Raw genomic sequence first — 13,459 nt, 5'->3', positions numbered from 1 at the left:
GTTAGTTACAGGTTTGGTTAATACAGCTCCATTTGGTTCCATTATAGATTTTAAGACAGACATCATCTGTGTCAAATACAAGCATTCCGTCTACCGGACTGGTAATTGCTGTTTCCGGATTCGGCATTCTTGTAATCACAAGACCTTTGTCATTAGATTCCAGTGCAACAAATCCGTTGTTTACATCAGAAGGCCAGTTTGCGCTGCTTTTTTCTGCTCTCGTGGAAATTCCGATTCCGGTTTGCAGCGGAGTTCCGGTAGCTCCCGGTTTATAGCATGGGCATTCGTAGGTTTTAATAACGTTTGAATAAAGCGTACATCCTCCGGGAACGCTGATAATCACATTATATTCTGCAGGATTGGTATCTGCCGAAGGAATTGCATAACTGTTGTTGGTTGCATTGGTAATAGCAGTCCCGTTTTTGTACCACTGATAATTTCCCAGTCCTGAACCTACCGATAAAACAGAACTTCCGGTGTCTGAAGTACAGGGCCTTAAATACGAAGTATTCACATTAATATTTACAATAGGCGAAGTTCCGAACCCTGAATAATATCCTCCGAATCCGGCAGCACTGTTTGCGCCCAGCAATTCTGCCTGAATAGTTCCTGCAGAAGTAATTTTTACGTTTTTTATATTGGATGCTCCTCCTGTGTTCGCCACATCATATCGGTAGCTCGTCCAGTTTGTGTTTCCGGAAACGGCTGTACTTGTTGTAGCAGCAATGGAAGTGCCATTTACCGTCACTGTAGGAACGTTGGAAGCTCCAGAAGCGGCAAGAACGGCAAGTTCTGTATTAGGATAGATGGTTGCTCCGATCTGCTTGGCATCCGGAACCATGTTTACTTCTTTCTGTCCGAAACAGGACAATGGCGGGATAAACATAAAACTGTTCGTATTCAGGGCGGAGCTTCCGAATATTTTATGAAATACGTATGATGCCTTATTGGTCTTAATGTACATATTTTTGCTGATAAAATTCGTTCCTGGGATCACCACATAGTCTCCGATGTTGGCCAGAGTATAGTTTGGAGTCGAACTTCCGTTAATGCTTACTGTCGTGTTGGCTTCTGTTGCGATAACAACAACTCTTTCATAATTTCCTCCATTTCCCTGCATGACAACGTATTCGTTGCCTATTTGTTCTACAGGAACTAACTGGTCTACAGCAAAATCTCTGTAATCTGTATTGGTAGCTCCTGCTACATCAGTGCTTCCCTGCTGCATCAATCCTCCTACGGTTACGGCTACGTTTTTATCAGCAGTTATTTTGGCTCCGAGCCATCCGGTGTCCTGTAAACTTAATGCACCTGTTTTTACTTTCGCATAGAGCACAAAAGATTCACCCTTATTTAAAGTTCGGGTAACAATAGTTCCCGTAATAGGCGTTGCATTGGATCCGTTAATGAATTCCGTTCCCGAATCGATATTTGAAATAGTAACCGTTGTATTGTCCTGCGATGCCATAATCGAAACCATATTTCCGACCTCTGCAATGTTGGTGGTAAATTCATTCGGTGTTCCTCCCCAGAAGAAGGTCTTTCCCAATGCCACATTTCCTTTGGTAAGTACAGAACCAGCCTGAGAACCGGATTGTCCTCTGTAGTTCACAAAGAAATTAGCGGATGATCTGAAAATAAGACCTCCTGTATTTGCCGGAATAACCGTCCCTGCAAGATTCGTTGCTACCGTTAATGGAGTAGAGCCGGGAGCAATTACCGTGTTTGAAGTATTGAGGATTGATAACCTAAGCGGTTTTGAGTTGCTCAGTGTTAATGCTCCGTTGGTTACGGTAGTCGTCGTTCCGGCTGTGATGTCATACACAGAAAGCCTCGGAATGGTAATTTCGTCTGCCAGTTTTACGGTAACAGTAATATTCGACGCGGATGGAGTCGATAAATAAACATACTCTTCCGTAATGGTAGCCGTACTGTAATTTCCGAAAATCAGGGGCTGTAAATAATGGGTGTTGTCGAGTTGTGAGAAAAAGTGTTGTGATAGAAAAAATCCTAAAAATAATAATATACGCTTCACGATATAGTAGTTTGTGGTGCGAAATTATTAAAAATCTGTTAACGTATTCAATTATTAGTGATTAATTTTTATTTAAATAATTCCAGGCTGCAACGAAGATTCCGGCGGTTTCAGTTCTAAGTCTTTGGCTTCCAAGAGATACAGCTTTTATTTTACTATTTGATAAATAGGAAATTTCTTTTTCAGAAAAGTCTCCTTCCGGACCTATCAAAAAAGTAATCGACTCAAAATGGGGGATGTTTTTAAGTGCAGCGCGCTCCAGATTCTCGTGGCAATGCGCAACAAACGTATGTTCAGGATCAATATTTTTAAGAAAATCCTGAATCTTCATTACATCATTAATTATAGGAAAATGAAACCGTAAACTCTGTTTGGATGCGGCAATTGCCTGTTTTTTAATTTTATCAAGATTAATATTTTTTCGCTCTGTTTTTTCTGTCTGAAGAAAAGTAATTTCTGAAATTCCCATCTCCACCGCTTTTTCAACGAAGAATTCAATGCGATCAATATTCTTCGTCGGGGCAATTGCAATATGAAGTTTCGGACTGAAATCAGGAAGATTATTTTTAATCTCATCCACTTCAATATGGGCTTTTTTACCTTCAATCATCAGTTTTCCGGAAGCAAGATTTCCTTTTCCATCCGTTACATGAATGGCTTCACCATTTTTCATCCGAAGAACTTTTACAATGTGTTGCTGTTCTTCATCGTTAATCGTTACCACATTTCCTTCAATTTCTCCGTAAAAAAGTTTCATATTTAAATATTTAAAATCTGCCTGAATTTTTCTAACTAATTATTAAAAGTAAGTTTCATTTTCGCTTAAAAATGCTACTCCTGTTTTTATCGTTGTATAAATATCGCCTTCACAATCTCTGTAGGAACAGGTGTAAATTTCCTCAATCCATTTATTGTTCATGAAAATCAAGTTCAGATATTCGTTTTTTCTTAAATTATTTTTGATGGATAAATAATCTCCTTCTTTCGGTTCATATTCAAAACTGAAAACATTTTCTGCATTGATCTGTTCGATAATTTCTTCCTTAATATTCTGAACATATCCCGTTTCTGAACTTGCCGGAAAATAATCAGCGAAATCCTCTGATGCTTCATTTTTACCCGTTACCGTTTCTAAGATCCAGTAATATTTTGAATTCTTCTTAGAATGTTTGCCAAGTATTTTTTCCTCTAACAGTATTTTCATAAATCGTATTTTGCGGTTGCTGAAGTTCTCAGATCAGTAAATTCTCCACGCTCAAATTTTAACTGAGCAACCATCGCAATCATCGCCGCGTTATCCGTAGTATATTCAAATTTCGGAATGTAAATATTCCAGCCCAATTTTTCATGATTGTCCTGCATCGCCGTTCTCAATGCCGAATTTGCCGAAACTCCTCCTGCAATCGCCACTTCATTAATGTTTAAATCTTTCGCTGCCTTTTCCAGTTTGTTCATCAGAATTTCAATAATCGTTTTCTGTACCGAAGCACAAAGATCATTCATATTATTTTTAATGAAATCAGGATCTTTTTTTACCTCTTTCTGAATAAAATACAGCACCGAAGTCTTAATTCCGCTGAACGAATAATCGTAATTTTCCAGTTTAGGTTTATTGAAGGTAAAAGCATCCGGATTTCCTTCTTTAGCCAGTCTGTCGATAATAGGACCTGCCGGATAATCGAGGTCAAATATTTTCCCGATTTTATCAAATGCTTCTCCTGCGGCGTCATCAATGGTTTTCCCGATAATTTCCATGTCGAAATAATCTTTCACCAGAACAATCATCGTATGTCCGCCGCTCACGGTAAGACACAAAAAAGGGAACTTTGGCGGCACAGGATTTGCATCCTCGATGAAATGGGCTAAAATGTGCGCCTGGAGATGGTTTACCTCAATAAGCGGAACATCCAAACTCATTGCCAAAGACTTAGCAAATGACGTTCCTACAAGAAGAGAACCTAAAAGTCCCGGTCCGCGTGTAAATCCTATCGCAGAAATTGCATTTTGTTGTATATTTGCTTTTGTTAAGGATTTTTCAACAACGGGGATAATATTTTGCTGATGCGCACGCGAAGCCAGCTCAGGAACCACACCGCCATATTCTTTATGGATCGCCTGATTCGCTGCAATATTCGAAAGAATAGAATTTCCCTTGATGATAGCTGCTGATGTATCGTCGCAGGACGATTCAATACCTAAAATTATAGAGTCGCTCATAATAATGGCAAAGTTAGAGAATAATAACGAGAATGAGAACAAAAAATCAGTAGCTGGTAACTTAGGTAATCAGGTACAGAAAGCTGTTGAAAATGCGGAAGGTGTTGTAAAAGAAACAGTTAAGGAGGCGTCTGAACTTGCTTCAGATGCAATTAATCATCCCATTGAGACGGCTGAAGAATTTGGAAAACAGGCGGTAAAAGACGTTACCAGTTATTCCTGGTGGGCAAAGCTTTTACTGATTCTCTTCTGGCTGGGTTTGGCTTTGGTGGCAGCCATTTTTGTAATTATTAATCTTCCTTCCACAAAACAATGGGCGGCAGATCAGGCGTTACAAATTGTTAACCGCGACTTTAAAGCACAGATGTCAACAGAAAGTGTTGAGGTGAATTTTTTCGGAAATGTAAAAATCAAAGGTTTAAAAATCAAAGATTACAAAGGATACGATTTTATTCAGTCCAAAGAATTTATTGCCAATTCCAACTGGCTTTCTTTAGCCTCCAATATTACCAAAAATAATTCTTTAAGCTTCAATTCCCTTACTTTAAAAAATGCGGATGTAAAAGTGATTACGTACAAAGGCGACAGCATTTCAAACTTTATCCGTTTTACACAATTGTTCGACAGCGGTAAAAAAAGAGATCCCAATAAACCTCCGTTTCAGCTCGATTCCCGATTGCAGATTCTGGATTCTAAAGTTTCCATCGTTAATCTGAATTCTCCGGGTGAAAAAGGAAAATGGTTAACCGCAACCAACTTTAATCTGATTGCCCCGAATGTAAAAGTAAACGGAAGAAATATTTCAGGATCAATCAATAATATGTCTTTCACCACAACAAGATGGGGGAAATCTCATTTTGTGGATACTTTTTCTACCGAGCTTTCCATGACACCGGAATATCTTTTTCTGAAAGACCTTACTTTAAACACAGATCACTCGCTTTTACAGGGAGATATAAAATTCAACCTTCATGATGACGGTTCGTGGGCAGATTTTGCAGACAAAGTAAAATGGGATATGAATCTAAAACTGGGAAGCCAGTTAAGCGGTTACGACATCAGTTATTTTGTAACGAACTGGGATAACTTTAAACCTTTCAATGTTTCAGGGAAAATGACAGGTCCGCTGAATGATTTTAAACTGGATAATTTTCTCATCCGAAATCCTGATGTGAATATTGCTACCAAAAAAATGAAGGTGAATAAACTGCTGAAAGGTAATTTTTTAATTGAAACCAACGATCTTTCCGCAGATTTTACGTATAAGAATCTGAAAGCGATGATGCCTTCATTTATCGCTAAAAAAATGAAAAACTTTGCGGATGATTTCGGAAAATTAAAATACAACGGAACCGCAAGTGTAAATCCGAACCGTGTCTACGTTTCAAACGGAAATCTGATGACGGGAATCGGGCAGGCAAAAATCACGAATTTTTCTTTAACGGAATACAGCTCTCCGATGCCGAAATATGCAGGAATAGCCGAAGTGAAGGATCTTAATACTTCCGTGATTACAAAAAACAAATCGGTAGGATTAATTTCTGGGAAGTTCAATATCAACGGACAGAGTTTTGATGTGAATACGATGAAACTGACGACGAAATCACAGATTTCGAGCATTGAAATTATGAATAAGGAGATCAATAATCTGTATCTCGACGGATTATTGGATCATAAAAAATACAACGGACTCATCACCGTGAATGATGAACAGGCAAAAGCAACCATAAAGGGATTAATTGATTTCAGCACTTCAAGAATTTCGATGAATGTAAATGCTGATGTTAATTATCTGAACATGAATTACTTTACCAATAAACCCGGAAACCAGATTGTGAGCGGAAAAGTAAATGGTAAAATGGCAATGTCATCCATCAACGATTTAACACTGGATGTGGAAGCCAGCGGAATTAATTTTGCAACGGCAACTCAGAAATATTCCATTCCGAATGCTAAAGTGAAGACTTTTGTGGAAAACGGTGGACGTGTAATTGATGTGGATGCTCCGGGAGCAGTTAACGGAAAAATTTCAGGAAGATATAATTTAGGAGATCTTGCCGGAATGGTAGAAAACGGACTCAATAAAATTCTTGTGGGTCCTGCACCGAGAAAAATGTACAGAGGACAGACTTTTGCCATGAATTTTGATGTGCAGCAAGGTTTGGTAAGCTATTTTTTACCGGATCTTAAAATTCCGCAGGGTGCAAAAGTAGAAGGACAGTACGACGGAAATTCCAATAACCTGATTCTGAATGTAGATGCGGCTTCACTGAAATATATCATGACGAAAACTCAGGAGATCACAGAAGCGGACAAAGCTCTGGCTGCTGCAAATCCTGATTATAAAATCAACGAAAGGGATAATATTACCAGAGACAGCGCGATGGTAGACAGCGTTATGGTAAGAATTAATACGGCAAATCTCAATGAGCAGATTTATGCTAAAATCAACAGTGTTCTGTACAATAAAAATGTTCTTAAAGATATTACCTTAAGCGGAAGAAACGAGAATAATACCATTCTTCATCTGGCAACGAAATTTAAGCACGGAAGTCCGGAAGATGAGCTGGATGATAATCTTAAAGAATATGCCATCAACGTTAACCAGTCAACCAACGCAGGAGGAGATTTTGTGTTCAGGTTCGAGCCTACTGAGGTGAAGTTTAATGACGTAACGTGGGCAATAGATACCAGTCCGGAACTCAATCATTCCATTACCTACCGTAAAAAAGAAGGCGATTTTGATATTCAGAATCTCAGGATTTTTTCAGACAACAGTGCATTGTTTATTAAAGATGCCCAGTTTAAATCTGCAAAGGATTTTTATGTAGATGCGGAAGTAGATAATTTTGCCATCGAAAAACTGCTGGATATGCAGGGCGGAGGAAACTCTATGAACATTAAAGGTCTTGCAAACGGAAGTGTGAAAATTAAAATGGATAAAAACACGCTGCAGCCTTTGGTGGATATGACGATTGATGACATTATGATGAACGGAAATGATATGGGGGATATTATAATTTCTGCAACCAACAGTTATTCTCTGAATGTCTATGACGTCGATATAAAAGTAAATTCCGCAGGAATTATCGGAAACAACAGCCTTCACGTAACCGGAACGGTGAACAATAATACTGCTTCTCCAACCATTGATCTTACTGCAGAAATGCGTGATTTTGATGTAGCTTTTGCCCAGCAGTTTGTAACCTCGGTTTTTGGAAATCTGAGAGGAAAAGCAACCGGAGATCTTAAAATTTCAGGAAAATTCAGCAATCTGGATTACAGTGGCGATATTGCGCTTAAAGGATTCGGACTGAAACTTTTGTTTACTGGAGTCGATTACTCTTTTGATGATACAGTAATTCCTCTAACGAAAGGTTTGGCGATTCTTAACAGCGTTGAGGTTCATGACGGAAGGACGAATTCGAAGGGAAATATTTCCGGTGCGATTCAGTTTGAGACCCTTTCATCAATGGGAGTCAACCTCGTGATGAGAGCCGATAATTTACTTATGCTGAACACAACGCAGAAGGATCTGGATCTTTTCTGGGGAAGAGTTTACGGGCAGGGCGATCTTTACGTTGACGGACCTGTTTCGGGGTTGAGTATTTCTACACCGAATATGAAAGCCTTAAACGGAAGTACTTTTACATTCAATTCAGGTTCCACTTCCAATGTTGAGGAATTTAAAATGCTGAGATTTCTGAAAGAAGGAAAAGACGGATTGGTAACTTTAGACGAAAAGAAAAAATCCGGAGCCAATATGAATCTTGATTTTGCTCTGGATGTTGATAAGGGAACTACCGTAAATGTTTTAATTGGCGACGATGTAGGAAATATCATGGTAAAAGGAGCCGCGGAAAAACTTCGTTTCCAGATGAGCCGACAGGGAAATATTGCTATGAACGGAGCCTATAAAGTAGACAACGGAACTTTTGTTTCTAAAGCTATTCTTAATAAAACCTTCCAGATCGAGAAGGGAAGCAGCATCCGATGGGACGGAGATGCAATGAAACCTGCTTTAGATATTACAGCAAATTATACAAGAGTGGTTTCCAATGCCGGAGAATATCTTAATATGGGAAGTCTTCAGCCGATCAGTATTCTGCTTCAGGCAAATATTACCCAATCGCTTATTGATCCTAAAATAGATCTTAATGTAACTGCTTTGGATGTTTCCAGTCAGATTAAAGAAACTTTGGCAGCGAAGATGAGTCAGGAAGGTGAAAAAGTACTTCAGTTCGGGTCTGTATTGTTGTTGAGTACCTTCAATGTTTCTGAGACTGGAGGAGTGAATGTAAATGTGGGAGATGTTGCGCAGACACAGGGATATAATTTATTGCTGAAACAATTGGGTTCTGTGTTAAATGCCATGAGCAGCGAGTTCCAGATCGACCTGAATTATGTAAAAGGAGACCAGTATTCCAACATTGGAGACAGAGCGAATGCGGGGGTAAGTTTTGCTCTTTCACCAAGAGTTAAAGTAAAAACAGGATTGGGAATTCCGTTAACAAAAACCGAAAATACAGACGTTAATTATCTTTCCGGAGAAGGAACGATAGAATATGATATTTCTAAGAAAAATGACGGAAGTCTCTTATTAAGAGGGTATTCCAAGCCTTCCAATATCGGAATGGTGAACGGAGCCGGATCGAACGGAACTGCAAACCAGGCTTACGGAGCGGGGATTGTTTGGTCTAAGAGTTTTAATTCTATATTCAAAAAGAAGAAAAAAGATAAAAAACAAACGGCTGAGCAAACGCAAATAAAAACAGATTCTGTAAAATCAGGGAGTAAATAATCAGAATATTTTAATGATTTTTGTCATATGTGTTAATTATTGTTAATCTTTGTTATAATTTTTTTTGTTAAATTATTTTTTATAAATTTGCAAAAAATATGTAGATTTTTTAAAGAAATTGTAATTTAACTAATATGAACTATCAACTGGACGAAATAGACAAGAAAATTCTTGATTTCTTAGTAGAGAACACAAGAATGCCTTTTACAGAAATTGCTAAGCAGATGGATGTTTCTGCGGGTACAATTCACGTAAGAGTGAAAAAGATGGAGGATGCAGGTATTATTTTGGGATCATCTCTTAATATAGATTACGGAAAGTTAGACTATCACTTCACCGCTTTTATCGGAATCTTATTAACCAAATCTAACAGAACTCAGGAAGTTCTGAAAGAATTATCTACTATTCCAAACGTAATTGAAGCTAGCGTAATTTCCGGAAAATATAATATTTTCTGCAAAGTAAGAGCTAAGAATACAGACGATGCAAAGAGAATCATCTACCAAATCGATGATATTCAGGATGTAATGAGAACAGAAAGTATGATTTCTATGGAAGAATACTTAAGTGATAAAAACAGACTGATTAACGCGATCTCTGTATAATCAAATTTTAAACGAATTATATAAAAGAACTTATGAAATCTCTCATAAGTTCTTTATTTTTGTAGTTATGGAAGAATACAGCTATTTTGATGAAGATCCGAAGAAAGGGTGGGGTTTCATCCTTGCTTTTGCAGCATTGCTCTTGTTTACGATTATGGGATTCGGGATCGATCTTGATGAATATTTGCAGCACGAAACCCTGAATATTCCGGCTTGGTATGCTTACACTGTTTTCGCGATTGATGCTTTAATGGTGGTAAGTCTTGTGCTGATGTTTTTTTACAGAAAAATAGGCATCTTTGCCTTTCCTGCCTTACTGGTTCTGCATTTCTTTATGCACAACTATTACTTGTCTACTTTCCTTTACACCGACGTTACAAATCTTTTCCTTTTTACAGGTTTCGGAATGTTGGCGATTATTCCGAAATGGAAGTTTTTTAGATAATTTAACAATATAATAAATTGAGAGCGGGCTTTGTCCGCTTTTTTTATGGATGTAAAAGACTTCTTTTTTGTGATAGATAAATCTTTATTATCGATATAGACAGAATGGTCTGTCTGTTTTTAAAATTTTGTATTACTTTTGACTTATCAAAAACAAAAGAATGGTATCACCTAAAGAAAGAATCATACAAACCACGTTTGAACTGTTTGCTAAACAGGGATATAATTCCACGGGAATAAATCAGATCATTGCCGAAGCAAAAGTGGCAAAGGCAAGTTTTTATCAGTATTTTAAATCGAAAGAAGATTTGTGTGTAGAATTTCTGAACGTAAGACATGATTATTGGTTTGGTGAACTCAACAAATTTGTATCGGGGGAAAAAGATGTAAAATCAAAACTGATCGCTTCTTTTGACTTTTTAGTAGAAATGAATCGGAAAGAAAATTTCAGAGGATGCAGTTTTCTTAATATTTTATCTGAGATACCGACGGATAACCTAAAAATACTGTCTGTTATACAAAGTCATAAACAGGATTTGAGAGATCATTTTTCATCATTACTGGAAGATGCAGATCTTTCTGATCATGTCTATTTGCTTTTTGAAAGCTCAATTGTCGAAAGTCAGGTTTTCAGATCAAATGAATTAATAGAAAAATCAAAAAAAATAGTTAACAATCTAATACATTAAAAATGGAACAGAAACACCCACTTCCACCGTTCACTTTAGAGACAGCCCTTGAAAAAATTCAGCTTGCAGAAGATGCATGGAGCAGTCAGGATCCTGAAAGAGTTTCCAAAGCCTACACTTTAGACAGTGAATGGAGAAACAGAGATCAATTTGTAAATGGCAGAGAAGAAATTGTAAAATTCCTCAGCAGCAAATGGCAGAAAGAATTTAATTATAAACTGAAAAAAGAATATTGGGCGCATGCAGATAACCGTATTGCTGTACGTTTCGAGTATGAATATCAGAATAAAGAAGGAAACTGGTTCCGGGCTTACGGAAACGAAAACTGGGAATTTGACGAAAATGGTTTGATGAGAAAAAGATTTGCAAGCATTAATGATTTAGCGATAAAAGAAGAAGACAGAAAGCTAAAATAATTTTCTTGGAATTTTGCAAGAAGTAAAGTTCTTTAAATTTTGACTCTGCTTTTAAGGTAAGAAAATAAGATTTTACTCAATCAGTTTTATCGAAGATGAAAATCCTTGTGCCTTAAAATGTATGGATTACGATAAGGCTTCGCTCCCTTGCGAAGATGTTAACAAACGAAAAAGCATCCAAAAAGGATGCTTTTTTATTTATTTTTAAAAGAATTATTTATCTAAAATTCTCTTCACAGCTTCTTTCACGGCAGTAGAATCAATTTTATATTTCTTCATCAGTTCAGCAGGCGTTGCAGATTCTCCGAAAGTATCGTTTACTGCTACAAATTCCTGTCTTGTCGGTCTTTTTCTTGCTAACATTCCCGCAACAGATTCTCCCAGACCACCGATGTAGTTGTGTTCTTCAGCCGTTACGATTTTTCCTGTCTTTTCAACAGATTTTAAGATGATTTCTTCGTCCAAAGGTTTAATCGTGTGGATATTGATCACTTCACAGGAAATACCTTCTTTTTCAAGCTCATCTGCAGCAAGTAAAGATTCCCAAACCAAATGTCCCGTTGCAACAATTGTTACATCCGTTCCTTCCTGAAGCATAATTCCTTTTCCGATCTCGAAAGGCATATCTTCCGGAATGAAAACAGGAACTACAGGTCTTCCGAATCTTAAATAAACCGGACCTTCAAAATCAGCAATCGCTAAAGTAGCTGCTTTTGTCTGGTTGTAATCACAAGGATTAATCACCGTCATTCCCGGAAGCATTTTCATCATTCCGATGTCTTCCAGAACCTGGTGTGTTGCACCGTCTTCACCCAAAGTAAGACCTGCGTGAGAAGCACAGATTTTTACATTTTTATTGGAGTACGCAATCGACTGACGAATCTGATCGTAAACTCTTGAAGTAGAAAAGTTAGCGAAAGTTCCCGTAAAAGGAATTTTTCCTGTAATGCTTAGACCGGCTGCAATACCCATCATATTCGCTTCCGCAATACCTACCTGAAAAAATCTTTCAGGAGCCTTTTCAATGAATTTTTCCATCTTCAAAGAACCGATAAGGTCTGCACAAAGCGCCACAACATTAGGATTTTTATCTGCAAGTTCAGCCAATCCGGCTCCGAATCCTGAACGTGTATCTTTTTTTTCTGTATATGTAAATTTCATTTTTTTCTAATTATTAATTAAGATTACTTATTACCAATTACTCATTACTAATAATTAATAATCAGCCGGAGCCTCTAAGTATAACTGTTTGAATGCTGTTTCCAGTTGCTCATCATTCGGAGCTTTTCCGTGCCAAGCGTGAGTTCCCATCATATAATCTACACCATAACCCATCTCTGTATGAAGAATAATGGCTACCGGTTTTTCTTTTCCGGTTTCTGTTTTTGCTTTTTCAAGAATAGCAATTACCGCCTCAAGGTCGTTACCGTTTTTCTCTTCCAGAACTGTCCATCCGAAGGCTTCCAGTTTTGCATGAAGGTTTCCTAAAGAAAGTACGTTATCTGTACTTCCGTCGATCTGTTGTCCGTTATAATCGATGGTAGAAATAATGTTGTCTACTTTTTTGGCTGCTGCGTACATAAATGCTTCCCAAACCTGACCTTCCTGCAATTCGCCATCGCCATGAAGAGAGTAAACCAAAGAGCTGTCTCCGTCCAGTTTTTTACCCTGAGCAACACCCAAAGCTACAGAAAGCCCCTGTCCTAAAGAACCTGAAGCCACTCTTACGCCCGGAAGACCTTCGTGAGTCGTCGGGTGTCCCTGTAATCTTGAATCTAATTTTCTGAAAGTACTAAGTTCCTGAACCGGAAAAAATCCGAATCTTGCCAAAGTAGAATAGAATACCGGAGAAATATGTCCGTTAGAAAGATAGAAATGATCTTCATTTTTACCTTCCATGGTGAAAGGAAGATGATAGTTCATTACCTTTCCGTAAAGGGCTGTGAAATATTCAGTACAACCTAAACTTCCTCCCGGGTGACCGGAATTTACAGCATGAACCATTCTTAAAATGTCTCTTCTGATTTGTGTAGTAAGAGATTTTAACTCTTCAATACTTTTACTCATTATATAAGATTTATTTGTATGCGAATTTACAATTTTTTAATGGCTTACGGAAATGTGGAAAATCCAGATATTTTACCCGGATTTTGTTTGTTATAGCTAACTCAATATATTTCGTCAAGTGATCAATTTTTGAAAAAGTTCATACGGATCACACCTTACCTTTCTTCTCATACTTTTAGCCTGTG

Annotated in this window: 11 protein-coding genes; 5 read left to right on the top strand and 6 right to left on the bottom strand. The window is 37.7% G+C overall.

Going from position 1 to position 13,459, the window contains the following annotated elements; translation table 11 throughout:
• Position 1: 1 nt before the first annotated feature.
• The 4 genes from BW951_RS10705 to tsaD form a co-directional block, all read right to left on the bottom strand.
• Positions 2–2,035, bottom strand: a complete 2,034-nt coding sequence (locus BW951_RS10705) for an IgGFc-binding protein (RefSeq protein ID WP_076392630.1) — start codon at positions 2,033–2,035, stop codon at positions 2–4.
• 61 nt (positions 2,036–2,096) lie between these two features.
• Positions 2,097–2,792 (bottom strand): RsmE family RNA methyltransferase, encoded by a 696-nt coding sequence (locus BW951_RS10700; RefSeq protein WP_076392628.1) that lies wholly within the window; start codon positions 2,790–2,792, stop codon positions 2,097–2,099.
• Positions 2,793–2,834: 42 nt separating this feature from the next.
• Entirely contained in the window at positions 2,835–3,239 is a 405-nt protein-coding gene (locus BW951_RS10695) for a hypothetical protein (protein ID WP_076392626.1), read from the bottom strand.
• Entirely contained in the window at positions 3,236–4,252 is a 1,017-nt protein-coding gene (tsaD, locus tag BW951_RS10690; RefSeq protein ID WP_076392624.1) for a tRNA (adenosine(37)-N6)-threonylcarbamoyltransferase complex transferase subunit TsaD, read from the bottom strand. Before tsaD ends, BW951_RS10695 begins: the two co-directional genes overlap by 4 nt.
• Positions 4,253–4,256: 4 nt before the next feature.
• On the opposite strand from tsaD, the gene BW951_RS10685 reads away from it, so the two are divergent.
• The 5 genes from BW951_RS10685 (at position 4,257) to BW951_RS10665 (ending at position 11,207) form a co-directional block, all read left to right on the top strand.
• A complete protein-coding gene (locus BW951_RS10685) occupies positions 4,257–9,053 on the top strand; it encodes a translocation/assembly module TamB domain-containing protein (protein WP_076392622.1) in 4,797 nt (1,598 codons plus the stop codon).
• Between the two features lie 134 nt (positions 9,054–9,187).
• On the top strand, positions 9,188–9,658 hold the full coding sequence (locus BW951_RS10680) for an Lrp/AsnC family transcriptional regulator (RefSeq protein ID WP_029298841.1): 471 nt from the start codon (positions 9,188–9,190) through the stop codon (positions 9,656–9,658).
• A 67-nt stretch (positions 9,659–9,725) separates the two neighbouring features.
• Positions 9,726–10,103, top strand: coding sequence for a hypothetical protein (locus BW951_RS10675; RefSeq protein ID WP_076392620.1), 378 nt, complete (start codon positions 9,726–9,728; stop codon positions 10,101–10,103).
• Between the two features lie 160 nt (positions 10,104–10,263).
• Positions 10,264–10,791: a TetR/AcrR family transcriptional regulator gene (locus BW951_RS10670; protein ID WP_076392618.1), complete on the top strand. Its 528-nt coding sequence runs from the start codon at positions 10,264–10,266 to the stop codon at positions 10,789–10,791.
• A gap of 2 nt (positions 10,792–10,793) precedes the next feature.
• Positions 10,794–11,207 (top strand): nuclear transport factor 2 family protein, encoded by a 414-nt coding sequence (locus BW951_RS10665; RefSeq protein ID WP_076392616.1) that lies wholly within the window; start codon positions 10,794–10,796, stop codon positions 11,205–11,207.
• Between the two features lie 213 nt (positions 11,208–11,420).
• Here the strand turns inward: BW951_RS10665 and BW951_RS10660 are convergent, their stop codons facing one another.
• Both BW951_RS10660 and BW951_RS10655 read right to left on the bottom strand, forming a co-directional pair.
• Positions 11,421–12,368, bottom strand: coding sequence for a transketolase family protein (locus tag BW951_RS10660; protein ID WP_076392614.1), 948 nt, complete (start codon positions 12,366–12,368; stop codon positions 11,421–11,423).
• A 54-nt stretch (positions 12,369–12,422) separates the two neighbouring features.
• Positions 12,423–13,274, bottom strand: a complete 852-nt coding sequence (locus BW951_RS10655) for a transketolase (protein WP_076392612.1) — start codon at positions 13,272–13,274, stop codon at positions 12,423–12,425.
• Positions 13,275–13,459 lie beyond the last annotated feature (185 nt).

This window comes from Chryseobacterium gambrini (assembly GCF_900156825.1).
GTDB lineage: Bacteria > Bacteroidota > Bacteroidia > Flavobacteriales > Weeksellaceae > Chryseobacterium > Chryseobacterium gambrini.
This window is presented reverse-complemented; position numbering and strand designations above follow the sequence as displayed.

Excerpts from the sequence above, each read along its gene's own strand:
- tsaD (WP_076392624.1), bottom strand. The coding sequence starts at position 4,252 with ATGAGCGACTCTATAATTTTAGGTATTGAATCGTCCTGCGACGATACA.
- BW951_RS10700 (WP_076392628.1), bottom strand. The coding sequence starts at position 2,792 with ATGAAACTTTTTTACGGAGAAATTGAAGGAAATGTGGTAACGATTAAC.
- BW951_RS10695 (WP_076392626.1), bottom strand. The coding sequence starts at position 3,239 with ATGAAAATACTGTTAGAGGAAAAAATACTTGGCAAACATTCTAAGAAG.
- BW951_RS10665 (WP_076392616.1), top strand. The coding sequence starts at position 10,794 with ATGGAACAGAAACACCCACTTCCACCGTTCACTTTAGAGACAGCCCTT.
- BW951_RS10685 (WP_076392622.1), top strand. The coding sequence starts at position 4,257 with ATGGCAAAGTTAGAGAATAATAACGAGAATGAGAACAAAAAATCAGTA.
- BW951_RS10675 (WP_076392620.1), top strand. The coding sequence starts at position 9,726 with ATGGAAGAATACAGCTATTTTGATGAAGATCCGAAGAAAGGGTGGGGT.
- BW951_RS10680 (WP_029298841.1), top strand. The coding sequence starts at position 9,188 with ATGAACTATCAACTGGACGAAATAGACAAGAAAATTCTTGATTTCTTA.
- BW951_RS10655 (WP_076392612.1), bottom strand. The coding sequence starts at position 13,274 with ATGAGTAAAAGTATTGAAGAGTTAAAATCTCTTACTACACAAATCAGA.
- BW951_RS10660 (WP_076392614.1), bottom strand. The coding sequence starts at position 12,368 with ATGAAATTTACATATACAGAAAAAAAAGATACACGTTCAGGATTCGGA.
- BW951_RS10670 (WP_076392618.1), top strand. The coding sequence starts at position 10,264 with ATGGTATCACCTAAAGAAAGAATCATACAAACCACGTTTGAACTGTTT.